Source organism: Phaeobacter italicus (assembly GCF_001258055.1).
GTDB classification, from domain to species: Bacteria; Pseudomonadota; Alphaproteobacteria; order Rhodobacterales; family Rhodobacteraceae; genus Phaeobacter; species Phaeobacter italicus.
Window position 1 is genome coordinate 1 of record NZ_CVRM01000012.1, and the last position, 24,907, is coordinate 24,907.

Annotated in this window: 20 protein-coding genes and 4 pseudogenes; 6 read left to right on the forward strand and 18 right to left on the reverse strand. The window is 53.6% G+C overall.

The features are described 5' to 3' along the window. Positions 1 to 61 precede the first annotated feature (61 nt). A pseudogene (locus NIT7645_RS19825) lies at positions 62 to 760 on the forward strand (transposase). Positions 761 to 840: 80 nt separating this feature from the next. Continuing rightward, positions 841 to 1,020: pseudogene (locus tag NIT7645_RS19180) on the forward strand (integrase core domain-containing protein); the annotation flags it as partial. 120 nt (positions 1,021 to 1,140) lie between these two features. Here the strand turns inward: NIT7645_RS19180 and NIT7645_RS19185 are convergent. The 11 genes and pseudogenes from NIT7645_RS19185 to NIT7645_RS07765 all read right to left on the reverse strand — a co-directional run. After that, complete coding sequence (locus NIT7645_RS19185; protein WP_242656170.1) at positions 1,141 to 2,331, reverse strand: glycosyltransferase family protein; 1,191 nt, start codon at positions 2,329 to 2,331, stop codon at positions 1,141 to 1,143. An 86-nt stretch (positions 2,332 to 2,417) separates the two neighbouring features. Further along, complete coding sequence (locus tag NIT7645_RS07725; RefSeq protein ID WP_242656169.1) at positions 2,418 to 4,829, reverse strand: glycosyltransferase; 2,412 nt, start codon at positions 4,827 to 4,829, stop codon at positions 2,418 to 2,420. Next, positions 4,826 to 5,893, reverse strand: coding sequence for a class I SAM-dependent methyltransferase (locus tag NIT7645_RS19190; RefSeq protein ID WP_074964362.1), 1,068 nt, complete (start codon positions 5,891 to 5,893; stop codon positions 4,826 to 4,828). Before NIT7645_RS19190 ends, NIT7645_RS07725 begins: the two co-directional genes overlap by 4 nt. Before the next feature lie 525 nt (positions 5,894 to 6,418). After that, positions 6,419 to 6,823 carry a hypothetical protein gene (locus NIT7645_RS07735; RefSeq protein ID WP_050686491.1) on the reverse strand — a complete coding sequence of 135 codons (405 nt, stop codon included), beginning with the start codon at positions 6,821 to 6,823 and terminating at the stop codon, positions 6,419 to 6,421. 82 nt (positions 6,824 to 6,905) lie between these two features. Beyond that, positions 6,906 to 8,687: an ABC transporter ATP-binding protein gene (locus tag NIT7645_RS07740; RefSeq protein WP_050686493.1), complete on the reverse strand. Its 1,782-nt coding sequence runs from the start codon at positions 8,685 to 8,687 to the stop codon at positions 6,906 to 6,908. A gap of 174 nt (positions 8,688 to 8,861) precedes the next feature. Continuing rightward, on the reverse strand, positions 8,862 to 9,764 hold the full coding sequence (rfbA, locus tag NIT7645_RS07745; RefSeq protein ID WP_050686495.1) for a glucose-1-phosphate thymidylyltransferase RfbA: 903 nt from the start codon (positions 9,762 to 9,764) through the stop codon (positions 8,862 to 8,864). After that, positions 9,761 to 10,609, reverse strand: a complete 849-nt coding sequence (rfbD, locus tag NIT7645_RS07750; protein ID WP_050686497.1) for a dTDP-4-dehydrorhamnose reductase — start codon at positions 10,607 to 10,609, stop codon at positions 9,761 to 9,763. Before rfbD ends, rfbA begins: the two co-directional genes overlap by 4 nt. 145 nt (positions 10,610 to 10,754) lie before the next feature. Further along, a complete protein-coding gene (gene rfbB / locus NIT7645_RS07755; protein WP_050686499.1) occupies positions 10,755 to 11,807 on the reverse strand; it encodes a dTDP-glucose 4,6-dehydratase in 1,053 nt (350 codons plus the stop codon). 3 nt (positions 11,808 to 11,810) lie between these two features. Beyond that, complete coding sequence (gene rfbC, locus NIT7645_RS07760; protein ID WP_050686501.1) at positions 11,811 to 12,365, reverse strand: dTDP-4-dehydrorhamnose 3,5-epimerase; 555 nt, start codon at positions 12,363 to 12,365, stop codon at positions 11,811 to 11,813. A gap of 163 nt (positions 12,366 to 12,528) precedes the next feature. Beyond that, positions 12,529 to 12,966: pseudogene (locus NIT7645_RS19665) on the reverse strand (IS5/IS1182 family transposase); the annotation flags it as partial. 129 nt (positions 12,967 to 13,095) lie between these two features. Then, positions 13,096 to 13,465, reverse strand: a pseudogene (locus tag NIT7645_RS07765) (transposase); the annotation flags it as partial. A gap of 401 nt (positions 13,466 to 13,866) precedes the next feature. On the opposite strand from NIT7645_RS07765, the gene NIT7645_RS07770 reads away from it, so the two are divergent. Together NIT7645_RS07770 and NIT7645_RS07775 are read left to right on the forward strand one after the other, a co-directional pair. Next, a complete protein-coding gene (locus tag NIT7645_RS07770) occupies positions 13,867 to 14,376 on the forward strand; it encodes an antirestriction protein ArdA (RefSeq protein ID WP_050686503.1) in 510 nt (169 codons plus the stop codon). Positions 14,377 to 14,386: 10 nt separating this feature from the next. Next, complete coding sequence (locus NIT7645_RS07775) at positions 14,387 to 14,815, forward strand: hypothetical protein (RefSeq protein WP_074964358.1); 429 nt, start codon at positions 14,387 to 14,389, stop codon at positions 14,813 to 14,815. On the opposite strand, the gene NIT7645_RS07780 is transcribed toward NIT7645_RS07775, so the two are convergent. From NIT7645_RS07780 to NIT7645_RS07790, 3 genes are all read right to left on the reverse strand, one after another. Next, positions 14,812 to 15,132: a type II toxin-antitoxin system RelE/ParE family toxin gene (locus NIT7645_RS07780; RefSeq protein ID WP_050686507.1), complete on the reverse strand. Its 321-nt coding sequence runs from the start codon at positions 15,130 to 15,132 to the stop codon at positions 14,812 to 14,814. The genes NIT7645_RS07775 and NIT7645_RS07780 overlap by 4 nt on opposite strands. Continuing rightward, positions 15,122 to 15,364, reverse strand: coding sequence for a type II toxin-antitoxin system ParD family antitoxin (locus tag NIT7645_RS07785; protein WP_046212269.1), 243 nt, complete (start codon positions 15,362 to 15,364; stop codon positions 15,122 to 15,124). The genes NIT7645_RS07780 and NIT7645_RS07785 overlap by 11 nt, the downstream gene beginning before the upstream one ends. A gap of 151 nt (positions 15,365 to 15,515) precedes the next feature. After that, positions 15,516 to 17,267, reverse strand: a complete 1,752-nt coding sequence (locus tag NIT7645_RS07790; RefSeq protein WP_082204853.1) for a DUF4214 domain-containing protein — start codon at positions 17,265 to 17,267, stop codon at positions 15,516 to 15,518. A 294-nt stretch (positions 17,268 to 17,561) separates the two neighbouring features. On the opposite strand from NIT7645_RS07790, the gene NIT7645_RS07800 reads away from it, so the two are divergent. After that, positions 17,562 to 20,162, forward strand: a complete 2,601-nt coding sequence (locus NIT7645_RS07800; RefSeq protein WP_074964354.1) for a S8 family serine peptidase — start codon at positions 17,562 to 17,564, stop codon at positions 20,160 to 20,162. A gap of 245 nt (positions 20,163 to 20,407) precedes the next feature. On the opposite strand, the gene tnpC is transcribed toward NIT7645_RS07800, so the two are convergent. Genes tnpC through NIT7645_RS07815 form a run of 3 tightly spaced genes read right to left on the reverse strand, consistent with a single transcriptional unit; the run spans position 20,408 to position 22,711 of the window. Then, entirely contained in the window at positions 20,408 to 21,919 is a 1,512-nt protein-coding gene (tnpC, locus tag NIT7645_RS07805; RefSeq protein ID WP_050686513.1) for an IS66 family transposase, read from the reverse strand. A 55-nt stretch (positions 21,920 to 21,974) separates the two neighbouring features. Beyond that, positions 21,975 to 22,328 (reverse strand): IS66 family insertion sequence element accessory protein TnpB, encoded by a 354-nt coding sequence (gene tnpB, locus NIT7645_RS07810; RefSeq protein ID WP_050686515.1) that lies wholly within the window; start codon positions 22,326 to 22,328, stop codon positions 21,975 to 21,977. Then, positions 22,325 to 22,711 carry a transposase gene (locus tag NIT7645_RS07815; RefSeq protein ID WP_050686516.1) on the reverse strand — a complete coding sequence of 129 codons (387 nt, stop codon included), beginning with the start codon at positions 22,709 to 22,711 and terminating at the stop codon, positions 22,325 to 22,327. The genes tnpB and NIT7645_RS07815 overlap by 4 nt, the downstream gene beginning before the upstream one ends. 206 nt (positions 22,712 to 22,917) lie before the next feature. Here NIT7645_RS07815 and NIT7645_RS07820 point away from each other — a divergent pair, with 206 nt between their 5' ends. Next, the gene (locus tag NIT7645_RS07820) at positions 22,918 to 23,403 is read left to right on the forward strand and encodes a hypothetical protein (protein WP_046212268.1); all 486 of its coding nucleotides are present in this window, start codon (positions 22,918 to 22,920) and stop codon (positions 23,401 to 23,403) included. Between the two features lie 76 nt (positions 23,404 to 23,479). Here the strand turns inward: NIT7645_RS07820 and NIT7645_RS07825 are convergent, their stop codons facing one another. Next, complete coding sequence (locus NIT7645_RS07825) at positions 23,480 to 24,493, reverse strand: replication initiator protein A (protein ID WP_050686520.1); 1,014 nt, start codon at positions 24,491 to 24,493, stop codon at positions 23,480 to 23,482. Positions 24,494 to 24,907 lie beyond the last annotated feature (414 nt).

Consider the following 24,907-nt stretch of genomic DNA (forward strand, 5'->3'; position numbering starts at 1 on the left):
GGGTGGGTCAAATCTCGGTGAAAATACCGGGTCAGTTCTCAGTGACAATCAACAATGGATCATGTCAGCACCTTTGCCAGATGCGCTTCGGGCGCGGTTTCAGAGATTGATTGAGGAAGGGTTAAGCGGGCGCGCGGCGGCGTTGCGCCTGAAGCTTTCGCCCGCCACCGGGGCGCGTTGGGGTCTTGCGATCCGGCGCACCGGACAGGCCAGAGCCGCGCCTCAGGGGCGCCCGCGCGGCAAGAGCAAGCTTGATCCGCATCGCTCCTTTCTGATCGAACTGATTGATCAGGACGGCGACATGACGATGCCGGAACTTGCGGGGGCACTGGCGGATGCGACCGGCGTTCAGGCGCACCCCGATGCGATTGGCCGTTTCCTGCGCAAGCTTGGCTTCACATACAAAAAAAGACGCTGGTCGCGACCGAGCGACGCCGCGCAAGGGTAAGAAAGCAGCGCGATGGATGGCGAAGCTTTCCCCGCCTATGTCTCGCAGGTCTTGGTGCCGGAATTGGAACCGGGCACTGTCGTCATCCTCGACAACCTTGCAACCCATAAGAACACCGCTGCCGCAAAAGCCCTGCGCGACGCCGGATGCTGGTTCCTGTTCTTGCCGCCATACAGCCCCGACCTGAACCCAATTGAGATGGCGTTCTCGAAGCTCAAGGCGCACCTTCGCAGGGTCGGCGCGAGAACGTTCACTGACATGTTCAACGCTCTCTCGGAAATCTGCGACCTCTTCTCGCCAGAGGAGTGCTGAAATCACTTCAAGGCTACCGGATATGTCTCAGGTTAAAAGCTGGACGCTTTAAAGTGCGGGAGGTTTCGGGGGGCAGGTCAAACAGCAAACTCCGATCTGAATGCCTGAATGCGCATTGGTTCATGGGTCTTGAAGATACCGCCGAAAAGTTGGAGGCTTGGCGTAGAGACTACAACGAAGAAAGACCGCACAGCGCCATTGGGAACAAGGTGCCAGCAGCGCTCATGAAATTGCCAGACGCATCCAGCCCGTCGGTGTGATCAAAGGGCGGAAAATCTAGCCCCGAGTGGGGACACTTCCGGGAGCACAGCAAACCTGCAGTTTCACCCGCTGGCTAGCCTCTTGCAAGTACCTAGCGATCAGAGTTAACAGCTTCATCGTCAATTCAGTGTACCACATCCCGGAAATGAACATCTGGAACCTAGCAAACTATGTGCTGCGTCTTGAGGGAATTTTTCAGCTACCTTTTTAATGGCAGCAGCATAGCGAGCAGGGTTATGAATTTGCTCCAGACGCTCCCGACCAGCTAGAGCTTTACCGTTTCCGCGAGACGGATCGGCATACAAGCTGCGAACTATAGATTTAAGCTCCTCAGCTTCCCGATCAGGATTAATCTTAAAAACTGTTTCGTCAGGTAGGTCTGCATACCACCCTAAGTTTGTTACAACGGAGGCAGCACAAGCATTCCAAATACGCAACTGGCTACCAGAGGCCTCTCCCATGGTTGGTGATCTTAGATTAAACACCAAGTGAGCTTGCTGGAGTTTTTGATCGAGAAAACCTTCGTCTACAAAACCGTGGAAGGTTACTCGAGATTCAATGCCTAACTGATTAACCAAATTACGAAGGTACCCAGTATCCCATAGCTTTCCCATCACATCAAAGCAGAAATCGACTTCATGTTTCAAAGAAGCTAAAGCTCTTAAAACACTCTCAAGTCGCCGATTAGGTCCGGTATAGCCAAATTGGACAAGGCGCAGAGGCCCTAATCCAGAACGATAAACCTCTGGCCGCCTCAAGGAGGGGCGAAACGGCAAATCCAGTAAATACGTGGGAACGTCTGATACAGTATCTACGCTCTGCTGAGCAACACGACTATGTGTTACAACCGAAACAGCATGCGTTAAGGCCAGCTCAAACCCCGGATATGTACGAGCAAGAGCCCCGGCTCCCATTTCATGCCCCAGAACGAGTTTGGCGGCTTCCACCCCCGCTTGGCCATGCGCCCTCCTCATATTCTCAAGATATACATCTTGGTCTAGAAGACCGCGCTCCATCCCATCAAAACACAGCTCTTGGATAGTCATGTCATGCAACACGACAATCGTGGGTAGGCGCTGTATCATCCGCAAAAATCCCGCGTGAAATGGCCAAGCATTTCCTATATTTACAAAGACCACCTCCGCTCCAGGCTCAGGTCCACGCCCAGCACGGCCCGAAAGCGCGAAATCTCGGGGGCGAACTCTATCAGGATCCAGATGGCGGACCGGTGCAATATTATGTAGGTTCCAGTCCCATTCCGCTGCATCGGTCCATAAAACAAGCTCAGCAACCTCAGCCAGCTCTGGCAAGATCCTGTGAGTATAATGTGCAATATCGGTTTCAGCCGGCGGGACTGGTGAAATCCAGTGGATGCGAGGCTTCGCGCTTTTAACCATCAGACCTTCGCTCTCGGCAGAGGCGTTTTGTCAACTAGCGTCAAGAATGCACTGTGAGAACACGGGATCGATAAGGGAACCGCTCGCCCTCTTCCGGAGAAGACACCCACACCGGACTGATACAGATGCAGACGCAAAACACCCAAATTTTGTTTCTGAGCGTCAAGCATAAATCGAATTCGAGCTTCACCCCCGGGCGACAACACCTCTGTAAGCGGCTGCATCAGATGCTGATGTCGAAGCACTCCGGCCTCATCAACCCATTCAGCCAGAACACATGTGGCGCGATCGCCCTCAAGAGGCCAAACGCCATACGACGTATTGCGCACAGAAATAGTAAACAGTCCCGTTTCTTCTTCATGTGCAACGACTTGTAGCACACCATGCATACGCGCAGGATCACCATGGTATAGGCTCTGCGGCACCCCTTTCGGGGAACTGACTTTCTTGGCCAAATACTGAATATTCTCTCCACGCAAAGAAAGATCATCTCCACGGGACACTAATAAGTTGGCCAGTTCCGGTTCTATGTGTCGATCATAGACATCAAACGTTTGTAGGCGAACAGTCTCAAACCCGGCCGATCGGCCTAACATATCTAGTTCTGTTGGCGCATATTCACGATTGTGGCGCCCATAGACACCGCCAGTAGGAACAAAAATACCAAACGAATACGGAGCAACATTGTTTAGTGCTTTCCAGACGCCTCGGTGGCTATTCACATTGGGTGTTGTGATCAGAATGTTTCCACCTGGCTTCAGAACGCGTGCTGCTTCGCAGAAAAAGAAATATGGATCTAGAGCCAAATGCTCTAAAATTTCCATCCCAGTGACAAGATCAAAGGTCTCATCTGGATACGGCCAAGGATCGCGTTCGCCATTTGCAACCTCTAGCATAATCTCAAATCCATCGACATCGTAGCCAGGGCGTGGACGCACGGACTGCGCATAAGGATTTGGCCCTTCCCACAGCCCGTGCAGATCGATGCTTGGAAATTGATTGGCAAGAAGCGCCTGAAAAACCAACGGAGGAAAAACACCGACATCAAGGGCAGAGGAAATTTCCAACCCCTCCAGCTGTCGCAGTGTCGACATAAACCGTGTCCAGTGTGTACCTAGATAACCTGAAAGCCCTGCATCAATCGGAGGCTCATCGCGCCCAAGCGCTGCAGGCAACTCGTCAAACGCATAAGCCTCAAGCAGTTCATTGATGTTGGCGAACGGCACATTTTCAGGTGAGCTAGGAGGAGCTACAGCAGCGCGTAGTTGTCTAACTGCATCCTCCGTGCAGACCTCGTGTCCATGCTCTGAAGCTTGAGCGTCAATCTTCGGCACAGCGTCAAAAGTCACAGGGAGATGGGCTTGTCCCGTGAGTGTGGAAACCACATGATCCCAAGAAATATTACTCTGGGCATAACGCCTATACCCAGCTTGCCCCATACGCTCTGCTATCGCGGTATCTTCTGATAGAAGAGTAAAAGCATCCCCCAACGCTTTGGCATCAGGATCAACAACAAATCCCTCTATTCCGTCTGAAATAAACTCCAAAGGACCACCAGCGTCCTTGGTGGTCACAACGGGCTTCCCGCTGATCATCGCCTCAAGGGTGATATACCCATAGTCTTCGTCTTGAGGGGTGAACACTACGCCGCGAGCATTCGCGTAATACCGAACAAGCGTTTCATCATCCACACGTCCGAGCCACTCGACTCTCCCGGCAACCCCAAGCTCATGTGCCAAGGAATACAAACGTTTTTGATACGCCGGGTTCTCAGCGACACCGGCAATGATCAAGCGGCTTGCGGGGGCGTGAACCAAGGCTTGTAGCGGTAATTCCAAACGCTTTGACGCGTTAATTCGCCCAGGAACAAAAAGATAATCACCATAATCTCCTTGCCGCAAAAGCTCTGCGTTTGGTGGTGGGTGATAAAGTGTGGTGGCCGCTGTGCCGAGATGTCGCTTCAGGCGATCGGCAACATTGCGTGAATTTGCATATATCGGATGCGGGGATGCCAGAAACGCAGCACGATCTTCTTCGTGAATGAGCGCACGCAACGCTTCACCTTGTGGGTCATCAAGCAAATCAGAGGTGCCCGCCTCCCACATGTCATAGGCTTGCCTGTGCTGATGGATTACCCAAAATACCATATTCGGATGGCGGGCAAGCCAAGCAGGAAACTTTAGCCCCACAGCCAAATCGATCTTGACACCTTCCACTTCTGAAACATCCAAGAATTTGGCCGCAGCAATATGGTCGGCCAAAACGTCACCTGGATACCACTTGAAGGGAAGGGTGATTTCCGTCGCTTCGTAACCTCTCGCCTCTAAAGCATTTACCAGACCCACACTATGACGCTCAGCTCCCCCGCTCACAAAGGGAACTTGTGTTCGCAGCACACCAACTCGCATCATGTATCCTTTGATTTTATACCAAGAATGGCCAAGTCCTGTGGCCCGAACATCAACTGGGCCAATTCGTTGTCGAAGTCTGGCCTATCAAGGAACTCTCCCAACCGTTCGTGTGGGTTGATGTGCCTGATATCGACAGGGTCGAACCCCGCCGTTTCGAGAAGGACTCCCATTACTTGCTCTGGCATCGGCTTTAAGTGAGTTGGATCCGTGTAAAACGTCGTCGCCCCCACTAACACGTTACGCGTGTTGGGGGTCTCAAACAGTAGCAACCCACCAGGTGCCAAAACTCGCCCCGCTTCACGCGTCAGCCAGGCAACTGAGTCGAAAGGCAAATGCTCAATGAGGTGATGTGCTGATATCACCGACAAACTACCATCTGCCGCCTGCGCGAGCGCCTCTAGAGCATCACCCAAACGCAAATCCAACCCTGCAGCCTGCCCGTCTTTCATCTGCATAGCATTGGTATCAAAACCGATCCCATTCATGCCATGCTTCCGCAGCAGGCCTAGCCATTCTCCGCGGCCACAGCCGATATCAAAAATGGGCTTATGCTCTGTCCGCACCCATGCGGCTTCAACATCCGGCAGATACACTTTTAGCCGCTGGCTGATTTCTTCAGGGGTCCCCCTCCACTGGTTTTCAAACCGATGGTAGAAAGCGTCTTTGAACATCTCAAACCCTTTAGATGAGGGTAACCCAGTAGGCCTGATGGGCTTGGCTTCCGGCCGACCACTTTCGTCTCCATCAATACGACGGGACAAATCAGAAAACATTCGCAAGAGCAGAGCAGTGTCCGACTGCCCTGTACGTTTCAAGACTTCCGATTCTCGACGAGAAAGAGATACAAGATCATCAGCGAGAGATTCATGCCGTCGCATCCATGTCGACATTCGCTCAAGCTCTTGCAGAGTCTGATGTTGGCAATCGTTCAGATCCTGAGAAAGTGTTTTCAGTTCCAAACGTAGCTCTGCAATTTCTCGTTTCGCGTCCTTTGACATACTTTTAATGCGGCCCAAGGAAAATGCTGCTGAAAGATAGCGCTCAAGCCTCTTGACAACTCTCATAAGTCTGACCTTCTCCTCGGTTTGGCATCACAAGTTTGGCTCTGCCTTGGAAGAACGCAAGGTAGAAATTATGTCGCCTTCTGACCTATACACAGTCCTCATTCAAGTAGCGCAGTCAGCTGATAGCTCGCAGATCTGTCGCTAATGGTAGACACTACGCCTGTGCCCACACAGCCCCATGGCAAGCCAATATTTGAAAGATCGCCCAACATCTGCTACCCTGAGCGGAAAGATCCTGTAGGGAAACCCCCAAGGGTGTTTTGGCGAACGTGTGTCCTGCGACTAAAGACAAAGCACGCTGTCAAAAGAGGCACCCCAAAAAAAGGACTGGTGAACAAGAAGACTAGGACTGCATTTATGAGATGGACTCTTCTCTCAATTGCCTCAGCGTCTATCTCATATCTATCCACTGTCCCTCGGAAGTGGTCAGATATTGTTTGTACTAGTATCTCAAATTGTTGGCCGAACTCTTGCCCCCCACCCCGCTTTTAGGCGGGGTTTTCTTTGACAACACTTGTAGCCTGCTTAAACAGGACGACAACCTAAACGTTCTTTGTCCTGTTTAAGTCTAGAGTGTGTTTTCTCAAACAGCCGCATCTGAACCTTTAAACTTGGTGTTATATCTAAGGTTTGCCACTCTTCTTTTAGAGCAAAGCCAATCCATTCATATGCATCAAGCTCAGTGGCAAAAGGGAAATCCCGCTGTACTTGCTCAACAACTGGCCGGGCCGAGACCACATAAGCTAGGTGCAATCTTTTGCAGACTTCATCCTGAAGCGACTCTTCCGATACAGACAGCGAGGTCAGTCTATCCGATACGTTATACTCAGCAATCAACACCATGCGAACAATAGATGCACCGCCCCCAACGATCACAATCGTTGCACCCAAAAGAAGAAAAATACGCAACAATAGGCCAAAAGAGTTCATGAAACATACATAACGATAAAGTGCAGCAAAACTGTGGCTCCAAAGTTGACAAAATCACCCTTCTTGCAACACAAACATATACCTAAGCTTCAACTGCATCAGACGATCTAGCTTTAAACTGTTGGTCAAAAAGCCTGCGAAAGCCTCCTTTTTTCTCTAACAGCTCGTCAAGACAGCCCTGCTCTATTACTTCGCCTTCTTGCACAACCATAATGGTGTCTGCCTCCAAGACTGTCGATAAGCGGTGAGCGATAACAATCGTCGTCACTTCCTTGGTAAGAGTCTGCAGGGATGTCTTCACTAGGGCTTCAGATTCAGCATCCAGCGCACTTGTTGCCTCATCCAGCAACAAAATTTCCGATTTCCTTAAAATTGCACGTGCGATTGCAATACGCTGCTTCTGACCTCCTGACAGAAAAGCGCCATTCTCTCCAACTTGAGTTTCGTAACCTTCAGGAAGCTCACAGATAAAATCATGAGCATGGGCGGCACGCGCCGCAGCGACCACCTCTGCATCGCTCGCTTCAGGCGCAGAGCAGCGTAAATTTTCCATAATAGTTGTGGAAAACAAGAATGTGTCTTGTCCTACATAAGAGATCTTACGGCGCAAAGAAGCAAAACTCACGTCTTTGATATCATGTCCGTCTATCTCAATCTCTCCAGTATCAGGATCATAAAATCGCATAATCAAGCCAAATATGGTCGACTTACCACCACCTGACTGCCCGACCAGAGCAGTTGTTTTCCCAGGCTCAAACACGAGATTCATATCCCTGATGACAGGAAAATCACTGTGGTAGCCAAAGGTAACGTTCTTGAAGCGAATAGACCCTTTGCCTGAGTTCAACTTAACTGCGTCAGTTCGCTCTTGGATTGCTTCTTCCTGATCTAGCAGCTCAAACATCATGGTTACTGTCACCATACATGTCTCGATACCAACACGCATACGCGACAATCGCTTAGCAGGTTCATAAGCCATCAGAAGTGCCGTAATGAAGGACATGAGTTGCCCCGCAGTAGGCGGTTCACTATTCGCAATCCCCATCGTGCTAACAACCAAGATACTCGCGATAGCAAGACCTGCCAAAAGCTCCATCAATGGGCTTGCTATAGATTGTAGCTTCGCGATGTCGTTCGCTCTCGTCTCTACTTGCCCAATAGCCGAGTCCATCCGTTCGGTCATACGATCTTCCAAGGCAAAAATTTTAATAATTTTGATGCCGCCTGATGTCTCTTGAAGAACACGGATAATCTCGGCGAGAGAAGCCATCTCTGCCCTCATAATATTGCGTACGCTCTTGAGTAGGTAGCGAACACCAAGCAGCGCAAGCGGCCCAATGAGAACAAAAAGCATGGAAAGTACAGGTTGCTGATAAATCATAACAACTACCAAACCAATCAACGTGAGAGTATCTCTCACGAAACCTGTCACGAGGACATCAATCAGTTCTCTAGCCGCTTGAGCACCATGCGTAACGCGCATCAACAGATCAGAGGACTCAGTCGTGCGAAAGAAAGAGACCCCTCTCCGCAAAAGCTGTCGGTACAATTTTTCCTGCTGGCTTGCGACAATGCGATTGCCCGCGCGCGCTAAGAACAGCGCTTGAACATAAGAGGCGACCGCTTTGGCCGAAAAAAGGCCAACCACTGCTGCAGCAATCAAATAAACTTGGTTGCGCATCTCGGGAGTGGTCATCGCATCAACGATTTTTTCCATCATCCAGGCTGTACCGGCAGAGCTTACAGCGACCACAATCATCGCCAAAGCAGCAACACCGTAGCGCCAACCTTGAGAGCGCATACTTTCACTGACTAAGCGCCCGATGTAGCTTGATCGCCACCTATCCCAACTGCGCACAATCATATAAATCTCCAAGATTTTCTAAAGAAGCCAAGAGAACCTTGCTCCCAGTGACTTTCTTTTCTCGACCCAAAGTCAGTAGGTTGGTTACTAAGAGGTCAGGGCCCAGATTTCCAGAACACGTGCTCGAAATTGAACAGTACGCACAGGGCTCCTCACAGCGCCCACACAGAAGACCTATTTCAGAAGATCTTCTAAATAGGTGCCATACGCGTTCTTTGCAAAAACTCTCGCTCTCTGACATAAGGTCTCGGCGCTGATCCAGCCCTGATCATAGGCGATTTCTTCGGGGCAGCCGGTCTGCAGGCCCTGACGTTCCTGCAAGGTGCGCACGAAATTACCCGCATCCAGCAAGGAGCCGTGGGTGCCGGTATCCAGCCAGGCATAGCCCCGGCCCATGGTTTCCACCCGCAAGTTCCCCTCGTTCAGGTAGCTCTGCAACAAATCGGTGATTTCCAATTCGCCACGGGGACTGGGCTGCACCGTGCGCGCGCGCTCAGGCGCCAATCCATCCAGGAAATAAAGCCCCGTCACCGCATAATTCGACGGCGGCACCGCCGGTTTTTCAATGATCTCGCGCGCCTGACCGTCCTGATCAAACGCCACCACGCCATAGCGTTCCGGATCGGCCACGTGATAGCCAAACACCGTGCCGCCCGCAGCATAGCCATCAGCCGCGGCCAGAAGCTTGGGCAGCCCGTGGCCAAAGAACACATTGTCCCCCAGCACCAGCGCCGAGGGCGCGCCTGCCAGGAAGTCTTCTGCCAGGATGAACGCCTGCGCCAGCCCATCGGGCGAGGGCTGCACCACATAGGTCAGTGAAATGCCCCATTGGCTGCCATCCCCCAGAAGGCGGATGAACTGATCCTGATCTTGCGGCGTGGTGATGATGCAGATCTCGCGGATGCCTGCCAGCATCAGAACCGACAGCGGGTAGTAGATCATCGGTTTGTCATAAAGCGGCAAGAGCTGTTTGGAGACAGCCATGGTGATCGGATAAAGCCGCGTGCCGGAGCCACCTGCAAGGATGATGCCCTTGCGGGCGGAAATATGTTCTGCGCCGGGTTTGCCATCCCTCATGCCAAGTCTCCCAAATCCTTCAAAATATCGCGCAGTCCCAGCCGCCAGTCCGGCTGCAAAATGCCAAATGCTTGCTCCAGTGACGCGCAATCCAGCCTTGAATTCAAGGGCCGTGCGGCCGGGGTCGGATAGGCGGTGGTGGGGATATCCTCGACCTGACAGGTGATATTGGCCTCGGCAAAGATCGCGCGCGCGACATCCGCCCAGCTGGTCTCGGGCGCGCCTTGCAGATGATAGGTGCCGGATTTGCCGGCGTCTTCCGCCAGTTGCCGGGCCATCGCAAGGCAGGCCGCCGCGATGTCGCGCGCAGGCGTCGGCGCGCCGATCTGATCGGCCACAATGGTCAGGCGGTCCCGTTCGCGGCCCAGCCGCAGCATGGTTTTGACGAAGTTGTTGCCATGCGCCGAGACCACCCAGGAGGTGCGCAGGATGGCATAAGCCCCGCCTGCGGCGCGCACGGCCTCCTCACCTGCCAGCTTGGAGCGGCCATAGGCATTCAAGGGCCCGGTGGCATCGCCCGGCTGCCAGGGCGCGGTGCCGCTGCCGTCAAAGACATAATCGGTGGAGACCGTGACAAAGGGAATGCCCATGTCCGCACAAATCGCCGCCATTGCACCGGGGGCTGCGCCATTGATCACGCTGGCCAGCGCCTCTTCGCTTTCGGCCTTGTCCACGGCCGTGTAGGCGGCGGCATTGATCACCGCCTGCGGTTGCGCCTGCCGGATCGCCGCAGCGCAGGCCGCCGGGTGGCTCAGATCCGCCTGATAGCGGCTCAGGCAGGTGACGGTTTCATCCGCCGCCAGTTCGCGGGCCAGCTGGCCGGTTTCACCAAAAACAAGGATCATATGCGCTCTCCAAGATGTTTTACCCGGCGGCACCGCCGGGCAGCGCCCGACCCTCCCGTCAAACCGGAGGTTTGCCTGCGGCAAAACGGGAGGGCGCTTCGCACCCGCCCAGGCTCGGGCGCTGTCCTTTGTGGCCTATCTGTCGTCACTTGCCCGTCCCCAGCCGCTGGCCAACCCCGTCGCGGTTCTGCAGGGCGCGCCACCAGCTCTCGTTGTCGAGATACCACTGCACGGTTTTCTCCAGCCCTTCCTCCACCGTCACGCTGGGACGCCAGCCCAGCTCTTCGCGGATGCGGCTGGGATCAATGGCGTAACGCGCGTCATGGCCCGGGCGGTCGGTGACAAAGGTGATCTGATCCTTGTAGGACGTGCCGTCCGCGCGCGGGCGCTTCTGATCCAGGATTTCACACAGCGTGTTCACCAGCTCCAGATTGCTGCGTTCGTTCTCGCCGCCGATATTGTAGGAGCGGCCCAACGCGCCCTTTTGCACCACCAGAAGGAGGGCCGCGGCGTGGTCCTCCACATAAAGCCAGTCGCGCACGTTGGAGCCATCGCCGTAGATCGGCAGCGGTTTGCCCGCCAGCGCATTGAGGATCACCACCGGAATGAGCTTTTCCGGGAAATGATATGGCCCGTAGTTGTTGGAGCAATTGGTCAGCACCACCGGCAGGCCATAGGTCTCGCTCCAGGCGCGCACCAGATGGTCGCTCGCGGCTTTGGAGGCCGAATAGGGCGAGCGCGGATCATATGCCGTCTGCTCGGTGAACATCACCGAAGGGTCCGCAGGCAGAGAGCCATAGACCTCGTCCGTGGAAATATGGTGGAAGCGGAAGGCGTCGGGCTTGCCCGCCTGCAGCCAGTATTTGCGGGCCGCCTCCAGCATCTGATAGGTGCCGGTGATATTGGTTTCGATGAAATCGCCCGGCCCGTCGATCGACCGGTCCACATGGCTTTCCGCTGCCAGATGCATCACCGCATCGGGTTTGTGGCGCTCAAAAACAGTGTCCAATGCGGCGCGATCACGGATATCGACCTGTTCAAAGGCATAGGCCGGGCTGTCCGCCACAGAGGCCACATTCTCCAGGCAGGCGGCATAGGTCAGTGCATCGAGGTTCACCACCTGATGGCCGCGGGCGATGGCCAGACGCACCACCGCAGATCCAATAAAGCCGACGCCTCCCGTAACCAGTAGCTTCATCGCTTACCCCTCCCACACAAACGGGCTGTCGAAATCCGCAAGCGCCGGCGCGGCGGCGTCTTTCTCGGACAACACCGGGGTGCCTTCGAATTCCCAGTTGATGCCGCAGCTGTCCCAGGCCACCGCGCCATCGCACTCTGGCGCGTAGTAATCGGTGCATTTGTAAATCACCTCGGTATCGGGCACCCGGGTGACAAACCCGTGCAGGAAGCCCTTGGGCACCAAAAGCTGTTTGCCGTTCTCCGCGCTCAGCTCAATGCCGAACCACGCCCCGTAAGACGGTGATCCCTTGCGGATATCCACCGCCACATCAAACAACGCGCCCTGACCACAGCGCACTAGCTTGTCCTGGGCCGCGGGCGGGGACTGGAAATGCAGGCCACGCAGGGTGCCGGGCGCGCGCGACAGCGAATGGTTGTCCTGCACGAAATCCAGATCCAGCCCCTGCTCTGCCATGCGGCGCCGATTCCAGCTTTCGCTGAAAAAGCCGCGGCTATCACCAAAGCGTGCCGGCGTCAGCACCTTCAGCCCCGGCAGGCCTGTCTCTTCTATCTGCATCGCTGTGCTCCGCTAGTCTTATTTTACTCGGCATACGCGACTGACGTTTAACGGTTCAACACCAAGACAATTACACATGACATAGTAAAAGCTCTCAATAAAGACAGCTCACAACTGGCACAGGAACCACTTCCAAGTATCTTCTACGATCTTAGAGCAGGATTCATAACCAGTAGATCACAACAGCAGCGCGTGCGATGGCTGGAGGAAGACCTTGGGACAGCGCTCATAGCGCGTCTCCAATCCTTGTATCTTTCAAACATAATCTCGATGTGGTTGCGCCATTTGTATCGGCGCTTATCTTCTTTTTCTACTTTCGACCTAGGATACAAGCGCGTATCCTTTTTGTCTTTCAACGCGTTTCGGAATCAGTCAGCGTCCTGGCCACGATCACTGAGCAACCATTTGATGTTTGGCAGGCCGCTGAGCAGTGCCAGTGGCCTATATGATCGCTGACCTATCAGGCGAGCCCGTCACCCTTTTAGGGGCTATGCTATTCGGTGTGCCTTGAGGCATGTCGCGTCGATCATCACAGTTTTTGTTCGCCGTGCGCCGCCACGAACCCGGTCATCATCCGCGCGAACATACCTTGCTTGCGCCAACACTGTCACGCGCGAGATGTGGTGGAGCTCCAGACATTCGAAAAAGAACTGATCAACGCAGAACGCCGCCGCCAAGCACAAGAAGAACAACAAAACGTACCCGTCGGATCACTCGACATTCGCAGGTGACGCTGGTTGTAGTTATTCTCTGTCATGGCCCAATCCACGGCTCTCCGCCTTGCACCGGGCGTCAAAAGTTTTTTCCCAGCATCTCTTTCAGCGTTGCTACATCAAGCATGTGCTCAGCCAACATCTTCTTGAGATTAGCGTTCTCGATCTTCAGAGCCTTCAGCCTCTTGGCCTCAGACACTTCCATGCGGCCATACTTCGAACGCCATTTGTAGAAAGTGCCGTCGCCCCCTCTCGGGACATTGCTGCGCAATGCCCTGCCGGGCGGTGGATGCCGTGCTTCCGGCACAGTTCCTTCGCCCCCATTCCGGCTTGGTGCTCCTTCAGGATGCCAATGATCTGCTCTTCGCTGAAACGGCTTTTCCGCATCGTCTGTCTCCTCGCTTGGAGAACAGGCTAACTTCAAGTTGCGGACTTTTCAGGGGAGCATGTCACGATCCCTACATCACGTTCAGACGCGGTGAGCGTTCGATGCACGCATTTCGCATTCTCTATGGTGACAGGCGCGAACGAGTTTTCGACGCGCAACCAAATTTCATGAAACCGTTAGAAGAAGTTGGCAACTGCTCCGCAGATTGAAAGCTCTAAGTGACTGAGGGGAGCCGAGAGGCTCTGCCTCTTCTCTTCCCCAAAAGGCAAATAGGCACCGCCGTGGCTCGTTGGCACTGCGCCCGCACCACCAGCACCGATTTGCCTTTGCCCCTTCCATCTCCGTTCTCGCCGAAGGGCAAGGGTTGCAGGCGCAACCCTGATCCAAAGGAGAGTAAAAGATGGAGACCTTGTTTTATGCCCAACCCTACAACCTTGATGCAGTCGGATTTCAGTTCCAGACGATGGAACAGTATGAAGACAGGCAAAGCCGATGCCGTGACAGTTTCGGGCAAGTCGTTGAAGAATTTCAATTACAGTTCATTGATGGCGAAGCCATAGACGCGGCGCTGTTTGAAGCCCTGTCCATAGGGCAGAGCACAATCGGTGCTTTCATTGATCTGATTGATAAGTGGTCAGACGGTGACAAGCTGGCGGTGATCATTGCCGTTGGTGAATGCGGTTACAGCTTCGACATCGCAAAAGATGATCCGTCAGATTTTGACGTGAATATGTACCACGATCAGAATTTGAAAGAGCTTGCAGAGCAGTTTGTCGATGAAGGCTTATTCGGTGACATCCCCGAACGCCTGTCATTCTATCTGGATTATGACGCCATCGCCCGCGATCTGGCGCATGACTACACCGAGACCACCATTGCAGGTCAACAGCTTGTCTATCGAATGGCGTAAGGGGGGGATCATGACATATCAATCAACCCTGACATATCAGGATTATTCGGCAGGGCATCCATGGTATTACTTCTTGGGTGGCAAGGTGTTGACACCCAAACAAATTTTGGAGACCACAAGGCAAAGCGGCTATCAAGGCTATCGCCGTGACGAGATCACGCAGGCCGCCGATTTATGTGAACCGCAACGATCAGCCAAACTACGCGCAATACGGGACGAAGCCATCCAAGGGTTAGAGAGTGATCTAACGCGATACCGCCAACTTGCCTTGGCTTTGCGTCGCCATGGCCGCACACGTCCCATCTTGCATCGGGTGACAGCGTGTGACGATATCCATACGAATATCAGTCTCAAGTATAACCATCTGGTCAATGGTTTTGCCCACCTGTTGGCCATTGATGATCTTCTAAGCCAGCAAGGCGATTTGTTTGGAGGTTAGGTATCAATGCGTTGCAAGATTGAATGCCAGTCTTGCTGCCCGCCCAGCAAACGAATAATGGCGATATGGTCGGTTTTGATCACATAGACGATGATGTGCTTCTCATGTGTAAACACACGAACGGGCGGATCAAACTCGGTGCGCTCGCGGACAATGCGCGGTGTTTGAACGAGTGTGTCAAAGCTGGATGTGATCCCATCCAGATACTTGTCAGCCTGAGTGACTGACCAGTTCTCGGCGGTGTACCGCCAGATGCTTTCTAAATCTTGGCGCGCTTTGGGGGTGAGGCGATAGTGCGAAGGCGTGTCACTCGGCATATCTAGCGCGCATCTCAGCCTTGAATGCAGTAGGGTCAAATTCTTCGGCTGTACCGCTCTCAATGCCGTCGGTCACGGCGCGCTGCAAGGTGGCGACTGCTTCACGCTTTTCCTGATCTTTGCGAATAAGATCACGCACATAGTCACTGGCGTTGCTGTACAAACCATCGCGGGTTTGTGCTTCCACCCATGCTTTCATCGGGTCGGGCAGTGAGACGTTCATAGTGGCCATGATCTATATCCTTTCACCATCAGGATATCGCAACTTGGCAAAGTTTGTCAAAATTTTCTTGGCAAACATGTTATCAAAACTATTTTTGACGGATTCAAAATTAAACTATTTTGCCCTCACGTAAGCACACAGTGGTCTCATCATTGCCCTACTAAAAAGCAAATGATGCAAAGGGGTTTTCGAATACACCAACGATTGGGGTAACATCCGGTGTATCACTGGATACGCTGTCAATGAACTGAACGACCTCATGAACCGAGCCTTCACTACCATCATATAGAGCCATCGCCCTACTAGCATCTGCCAAATCCGACAAACCTTTGATGATTGAATAGTACACACCTATATCTAACTTTTGATCCAAGTAGATACGATCCGCAGACGCTGGTTTCACTCCGCCCAGAAGCTGCAGAATAAACTCTTCCTTGGAAAGCCCCCCGGCCTCCAAAAGAGATCGCCAGAAAATGGCTCCTGGGGCATCAGGATGCCGCCCTAGTACATTCTGGTAAGCGGTCGCCACAAATGTATGGGTATCCGGCCCATCTCCAAACACACTGCGATACTCAGTTGAGTTCGAAAAGTTGGACGCAATACGCGCCAAAGACATACCGGATGCGAATTGGTCCGCCCAGTAGTTCAATCCGTTCGCATCGGGTGCGCGCCCAAAATACGCAATATAAAGCTCAGCTATAGCAGATGTCTCATCTTCGCTTAACAGAGATACTCCACCGGTGTGAGGAGAGGGCACACTCGTTAAATGGAAATTGCCACGCTGCATCAAAGCTGTGAGCCCGACGCCCTCGACCAACACAGAACCGTTGGAGAATGTAACTCGCACATCACCTCCTACAGCAGCAAACCCGAGGTCGCCAAAATCATGGACATCTCGGCCGATTTCAATGACATCCTCACCTATACGAAAGTCAGTGATAGTGTCATTTCCATCGCCACTCGCGAACACAAAAGTGTCCGCGTGACGACCTCCTGTCAGCCTGTCATCACCGGCTTGGCCGATTAGACGATCGTCTCCGTCTCCACCAAACAAAGTATCGTCGTCAACGCCTCCAAATATAGTGTCATTCCCACTATCTCCATGCAGACGATCACGCCCGGTTTGGCCATATAGTACATCATCACCCAAACCACCTGCGATAAGATCGTGGTGGGCTTCGCCCGAAATCTGATCATCGCCCAATCCGCCAAGCAAATAATCCTGCCCACTTCCTCCTGTGATGAAATCATCACCTCCTCGCCCGTGGATCATGTCTCGAGTGTTGTGGAACGCGGTTACTGCGCTCTTAAGTATGTCATCGACATTGCTGCCCTCTTGTACGTTCAAAATTTGACTGCCGACTTGAATGCTCTCAACATCAAACAAGCGGTCAGCCCCTGAGCTTGTTGTCAAAGTAGCACCTGCGACGTCATCGAAGACAAAACTATATCCGGGCACCTTAGGGGAAACGATAAAGCTATCGGTGCCAAGACCACCGTAGATCACATCATCCCCTGTACCTGCTTGTATGTTGTCATCACCCGCAAAGGTGATGATCCTCTCGCCACTGTTTATATGAGATATGTACGTATCATCTCCAGAAAGCGCGACCGCCAACAAACTACCAAATGTGTTTGTCGCTATTTGCTCAGAGGTGAGAGACACGCCGACTGCCTGAATCAAAAGACTGTCTTCGTAAAACAATTCAAAGCCATCAATCGTACTCTGTCGAGCCACATTCCCCACTTGATCGTATGTAAAATCACCTTGGAACCGCAGCACATATGGTGCTCGACCCAAAACAATCTCTGCGTTTGACGCAACCAACACAGCTGCACGTGTGAAATCAAAAGAGGAGAAGTCAAACGACGGCACTCTGTTTGCCGCCTCTGTCACGATGACGTTTGCCATAACTGCTATGCTACTTACTTGTTTTACTGCTCGTTTATCACAACAGCCTACAGCCAGTCATCTTTCGCAGGAAGTGAATATTAACGATTTGTTAACCACCGCCCCGCTCTGTTGCCTGTGTATCCCAATCGTTCCCGTGCTATACTAGGCAGATGCAACAACGAGAGTAGGTTGCCTCGAGAAGCAAGCCATACAAAACGTTTCCCCTGCATCATGAAATCCGCAACACTGCTCTAGGCGCACCAAGTGGTGCCTAACCAACAGTAGCGAGTAATAATAGCAGGAAGGTGAAGAATGGCTCTCCCCAACGACCCTCTGTTCTCTGAGCAATGGTATTTGCGAAATGCTGCACCAGACCAATATGATCTCAACGTCGTAGACGTGTGGGATGATTACACCGGAGCAGGAATAACGATTGCAGTCATTGACGATGGTGTGGAAGCTTCACATCCCGATCTTGCAGGCAACTATTCCACTACCAAAGATTACGATCTACAAAACGGCTCTGAAAGCATACAGCTGGGCCCCGAAAGCGCACCTGGGTCAGGGAACGGAGATTTTCATGGAACCTCGGCCGCCGGTATCATTGGAGCCGTCGGCAACAACTCTACTGGCGTTGTAGGTGTCGCGTATGGCAGCACACTCTTCGGTATCAAACTAGGCCAGGAGATCGCCGATCCAATAAAGCTGGTGTCAGGACAACTCTCAATTTCAGGCGTCGATCGCTCTGCTGACATCGTGAGTATGAGCCTCGGAACACTAAGTTCAGAAAATTTCTTTGGTTCCCAAGATCCATCTTCGGATGCTGCTGACGCGATGGCGTTTGGCGCCCAGACTGGGCGCGACGGGAAAGGCACCATCTACGTCAAATCAGCTGGCAACGAACGCACAGTCGATAATACTGGCACCCCAGTTACAACCGAAACAAACGTTGCTGCATGGAACGCAACCATGCATTCAATATCAGTATCAGCCGTACAGCGGACAGGAGCAATTGATGACTACTCAACTCCGGGGTCATCTGTGCTTGTATCAGCTTTCGGCTCACCTGGCGAAATTGTAACGACAGATGTGACCGGTACAGGCCTTAACGGTGGCTACACTCCTGAATCGGACTATACTCCTAGCTTCAATGGAACCTCAGCTGCAGCCCCCCAAGTCTCCGGTATTGTCGCACTGATGCTAGAGGCAAACACCAACCTAGGTTGGAGGGATGTACAAACAATTCTTGCAAATTCTGCCCGTCAGGTGGGGAGTGATATTGGCGCATCGATCACCGGGGCAGAAAAATATGAGTACGCTTTCAACAGCAGCAATGCCTGGAATGGCGGCGGTTTGCATTTCTCGCGCGATTATGGGTTCGGCCTCGCCGACGCAAAAGCAGCTGTGCGCCTCGCAGAAACTTGGGGAACAAACACGGCAGGCACTCACAACCAAGAAACTGCCAATATCGATCTACTAGATGTACAAATGACCCTCACAGGCGATGCCGCCGTTGATCGCCTAACGGGAACATCAACCAGCATCGTTGAAATCGAGCACGTGCAGCTCAAAGTTGACTTTACACAGATTTATGATCTGCAGGATCTGGAGCTCCGGATCACTGGGCCGGATGGGACACGTAGCATCGTGCTCGACAATGTCAGTGCAGACGACGACGAAAGCGACAGCGGAAACCCTATACAATGGGACTACTTCTACACCAACGCCTTCCGCGGAATGTCAAGTGAAGGAATGTGGACGGTTGAGCTTGTGGACGCGGATAGCTCTTCAACTTCACCTATTCAAATTTCAAACGTTGAACTAAATTTCTTTGGCTCAGCTGCCAGCAACGACGATGTCTATATCTTTACAAACGAGTTTTCAGACTATGCTGCACACGCATCTCACAAAAGCACCTTCAACGACGTAGTCGGCGTGGATGCCATCAACGCTGCAGCCGTAACCTCCGATAGTACTTTGGACCTAAGTAGTGGCTCCGGTTCAATCGATGGTGTTGACGTTTCTTTCTCCGGAATTGAGAACCTCTATACAGGAGACGGCAACGACACTCTGACGGGCAACGCGAGTAACAATAAATTTCATGGTGGCCGCGGCGATGATACGATCGACGGCAGAGAAGGGTATGATCAAGTTTCACAGATAACGAAACAAACCAATCATACAGTTACAATCAACAAGGATGGCTCAGTAACCCTAGCAGATCGCAACACATCTGAAGGCGTCGATACATTGATAAACATAGAGAACATTCAGTTCTCAGATACCTCTTTAGATTTAAGCCAGTTCCTCAGCACCGCAAACTTAACAACAGAGCAGTTCAAATCATTGGCTGAAATGTATGCCGCTTACTTCAACCGTGCTCCCGACGCCACAGGCCTCTATTTTTGGGCCGACAAACTAGCAGAAGGCCTCTCCCTAAACCAAATTGCCGAACTTTTCTTTGATCAGAATGAAACCCGCGCCTTGTATACTGATCCGTCCGATACCAACGCATTTGTCACTGCAGTATACGATAACGTTCTTGGCCGCACTCCAGACGCTGCCGGCTTCGAGTTCTGGAAAGGACAAGTCTCAAACGGCAATGTATCTCAAGGTGCCTTCGTTCTAGAAGTAATCGGAGGTGCTAAAAGCGGCGGTTCCACTCAAGATGTTCAATACCTATCTCAGAAAACAGATCTGGGCATCTACTTCTCTGCCATCAAAGGTATGTCGGACGTTGCGGATGCAACAAACGTCTTTCAGGTTTTTGGCGATGCAAGTACCTCGGACGCAACTGCAGCACGTGCATCAGCAGATCAACATTACAACGATGCAAGAATAGAAAACGGAGGTGACTTCTTGTTCAGTGTTGCTGGCATAATTGATGATCCCTTTGTAAGCATCACAGCCTAGAAATATAGGACCGAGCCGGACCTAATGTTTCGCATGCGAAACATTAGGTCAGCACAGCTGACCTAATTGAGCTTTGCATTTATTTATCGTTGGTCGTCAGGAATCGTTTCTCAAACCTTCATGTCGATAACTATCCACACGAAGGTTACAAGCCCTCAGAAGCATACCCGCAGTGACACCACTACCCCTTGCAACGATGCAAATATTGCTTCCTCAAGGAACGAATGCTGTAAGCGGTGCGTCGGTCACACTTTTCTTGCGTAATTCCACGGCAGCAGGTCGTTGATGTCTGTTTGTTTGTGCCCGCCTGCGATGGCAGTCAGGACGGTGGACAAGTAGCCGTGGGGCTCGATCCTGTTGAGTTTGCAGGTTTCGATCAGGGACGCGATGACGGCCCAGTTCTGTGCGCCAGCGTCGTGCCCGGCGAAGAGCGCGTTTTTGCGGTTCAGGGCGATGGGACGGATGGTGCGTTCGACGGTGTTGTTGTCGACTTCGATGCGGCCATCTTCAAGGAAACGGCATAAGCCATCCCAGTATTTGGCGATGTATTTCAGGGCCTCTCCGGTTGGGGATTTGGCCGAGACACGGGCACGACTTTGGGTATGCCAAAGCTCGAGGCCTTCGATGATAGGTTTTGAGCGTTCCTGCCGCGCAGCGCGCCGTTGGTCGTCAGACATGCCGCGCAGGTCTTTTTCGATGCGATAGAGCGCCTGGATTTGCGCCAAGCCTTCCTGCGCAATCGGGGCCGCGCCGGACTGGGTGACATCATGCAGTTTGCGGCGGGCATGGGCCCAGCAATAAGCCAATGTTACGTCCTGCGCGGGTCGTTTGAGCAGGCGGTTGTAGCCTGCGTATCCATCAACCTGCAGGGTGCCGCTGAAGCCTTTCAAAATGTTGTCGGCATGCTGGCCGGATCGTCCCGGCGCATAGGTGAAGGCCACTCCAGGTGGGTCATCGCCGCCCCATGGCCTGTCATCGCGTGCAAGGGCCCAGAAGTAGCCGGTTTTGGTGCGTTTGCGCCCTGGTGCCAGAACCGGCGCGGGGGTTTCATCCATGAAGAGCTTGGTGGAGCGCTTCAGATCGGCCATCAGCGCCTCATAGACCGGGGTCAATTCGAACGCCGACTTGCCGACCCACGCGGCCAGGGTCGAGCGATCCAGGTCGATCCCCTGGCGGCTATAGATTTGCGCCTGCCGATAAAGGGGCAAGTGATCCGCATATTTGGAGACCAGAACATGAGCCAGCGTTGCCTCGGTTGGCATGCCCCCTGCGATGATGTGGGCCGGTGCGGACGCTTGGGCGATCCCACTTTCGCAAGACCGGCAAGCGTATTTTGGGCGGCGGGTGACGATCACCTGGAACTGGGCCGGGATGATATCCAGCCGTTCACTCACATCTTCGCCGATCACATGACGTTCAGCCCCGCAGGCGCAGGAGACGTCAGGTTCGATGACCACCTCAACCCGCTCCAGATGTTTGGGCAGTGACCCACGATTGGTCTGGCGTGGCTTTGGGGGCCGCACGGGCGCAGTGCGCGCGTCGGCGTCAATCTCGGCTTCCACCTGCGCGATGGCGGTTTCGATGTCTTCGAGTTCCAGCTCATATTGGGCCGGATCAATCTTCTCGGATTTGGCTCCAAACAGCGCCTTCTTGAAGGAAGCGACCAGAGCCTCAAGCCGTGCATTCTGATCCTGCTGCGCACGGATGATCGCCTTCAGTTCGGCAATGTCATCGGGCAATTTGTCAGGCACAGTCATGTGCCATCTCATAACAAAACAAGGGCAGAATGACCTGCGCAAACGGTCCCGTGAGTCACTCCGCCGCAGCCGGGGCGGCCACCTCCAAAGGGCGCACGCGCCGCCAATCCAGACCTGCAAATAACGCCTCAAACTGGGCCGGTTCCAAACGCATCACCCCGTTCCTGATCGCAGGCCAGATGAAGCTGCTATCTTCGAGCCGCTTGTACGCCATCACCAACCCGCTGCCATCCCAATAGATCAGCTTCAGCCGATCCGCCCGCTTGGCACGGAAGACATAGACCGCCCCATCAAACGGCTTCTGGCGCAATTGGCTCTGCACCAAGGCGGCCAGCCCATCATGGCCCTTGCGGAAGTCAACCGGATCGCTGGCGACAAAGATCCGCACATTGTGTGATGGGGCAATCACGTGGCCATAGCCCGGGCGATCTCGGCGATCCGCGCCGCTGGTGTTGCCGCGTCAAGACGAACGGTGACATCGCCCTTGATCACATCAAGCGTGCTGAAGGATGCGACGAGCGAAGGCTGGGCAACCGGCACAGACGGTTCAATCTCAACCGGCACAAAATCCATCCCATCTAGGTTTGGCAAAACTAATTTGCCCTGACGCGCCATCCGCCGCCAATCCGACACCGTGCTGGGGATCAACTCATACCGCTTCGCCACCGCCTTGACCGTCTCGCCCTCAATCAACGTCTCCGCCACGATCCGCGCTTTCAACTCCGGTGGCCAATCGCGCTTGCCATCAGACCGTCGCGGCACCCTTGCCAGAAACTCGCTTGTAGCTACCATCGAGAAACTCCCCACAAATCAAAGAAGCCTCTGAATCGCAGATCAAGCGCTATGCAGTAAGTGTGGGGGCGGCGCACCGCTTACCGAATGCTCTCCCGAAGTGTTTCACAACCATCAAAACAGGAAACTCAGCAAACACGGCCAACTAAGAAGTCGCCGCTCTCATCATGTGCGGAGTTGCCTGCAACTAGAAAGTAGGAAACAGAATGAAACGCTTTGCTCTAACAGCACTTATTGCTTCTTCAATCACTGTGACCGCCGGCTTAGCTTCGGCAAAAGTCGATGTAGAGGACATCCGTGTCACCATCGACCTCAACGCTGTTGAGAACATCAAAGCTGCCAGCGTCTGGAACGATCTGGCCGATGACCTAGAGACGGCGATTGCCGCAAAGCTCATCGATCAGATCTCAGATACAGGCGCGGAAGTCGTGATCGACATTGATGAAGTGTCCCTAGCAAACAACTTTGAATTGGCAGCGAATATCGAGGAAGCAAAATTGGTAGGCGATGTCCTGCTTAAAATTCCGGGTATTGCAAACAACGAACGCTACCAGTTGACGGTTTCAGCAAACGAAGCAAAAGCTTTCTATCCTGATGGGACTGACGCCGGTACCGTTACACTAGAAAGCGACGTTTTCTACACTGCGATGATTGAACGTTTTGCTGAAAACGTTACTGCAAAGCTCAAATAGAGCACCATGTGAGCCTCGGGAAGTCTATTCCATGTATGCGTTCCGAGGTTTGCTCACCTTCGAGGTGGGACGAACTTCACTCAATACGCTTACGAACCCAGCCCACAAATGCCGCATCCGCCTTGCGCAGCCGCGGGCTGCCAGAGCGGCGCCACATCGCGCGCCATTCCGCTTCCAGCGCATAGACATCCGCCCCCGGCATCAGCGCGCGCGCCGCCTCCAGCGCCTCCTCGCTCAGCACCGGCGGACGCTGGGTCGGATCGACCACCTCATGTTTCTGGCTGAAGCGGATGATGTCGCCAGGCTGTTCCTCCAGCGCGTAATCCGGCAGGGGCTGGGCTGCGATCATGTCGCGCAGCATCTTGCGAAACACCCGCCGCGGAGAGGCGGAGCCGGATTTCTTCAGGAGGGTTTCCACCGAAATCTGCCAGCTGTCCTGGCGCCCGCAATGTTTGCGCGCCAGCTCGTAGATGCGCCGCTCCAGCGGTTTCCTGAGACGAAAGTAATCGCGGCTGAGCGTCAGCACCGATTTCGACAGCACCGCGCGATAGATCCATTCGCTGAGCGTCACCACCACATTGACCATGCGCCCGCCGCGCGCCTTGCGCACGATTTCCCAGCTTTCGATCAGGCCGAAACCGCTGGTCACCTCCTGGCCGCCGGTGACGATATTGGTGGTGATGCGGGTGCCTGCCAGCCGCTCAAAGGCTTCGCGCAGACGGCGATAGGCATCGCCCGAGGTCTCGCGGTTGGTCGCCACCAGCAGATCATGAGCGGTGAGATGCAGCGTGCGGCTGACCTGCCGTCCTGCATTTACCGCCGCCATCAGCTGGCTGATGCAGAAGATCAGGATGTCCTTGTCGTGGATCGTCGCCAGCCCCTTGACCGAGGGCACCACGGTGATCTCGGCACCGTTGTGTTCGTAGTTCAGAATGCGCCGGTCGGGCCGGGTGCCCAGAGAGAACAGCGGATGCTCCATCGAGGCGAGATCGTTTTTGGGGATCGCATCAAAGATATCGCAGAGAAAGAAATCCCCCCCCTGCGGCGCGCTGCCACCTGCGCTCATCTGGCCCGTGGTCTGGCCTGCCATCGTACTGTCCCGTCTGCTCTGCCCGCCCCCCGCTTTGCGGGCCTTATGGCCTCTTTCGGGGTGACTCGCGTCTTCGTGGTTTTGATTACGCTCACCCTAGAGTTATCCACACCACTTCTCAACGGGGGTTCAGAGTCACCCTGTCGGGGGTTCAGAGTCACTTCATCGGGGTTTCGGAATCACATGGGGCAAAAATTCTGCCCAGAAGCCCAATAAAAAAAGGGCTTTGCGGAAAGGCCGCTTGCGCTCTAACTTATAAATAACTCAATAATAACATACACAAAAAATTTCCACGCTCTCTCAGCCCTGCGGTCCCGCCCCCGAAAGACGTCTGGAAACCCGCTGCAACCCCCTGATTTGCTAAGAAAATTCAAAAGGCATGCGCATATTTCTTTCATGTGCGCTGTTTTATGC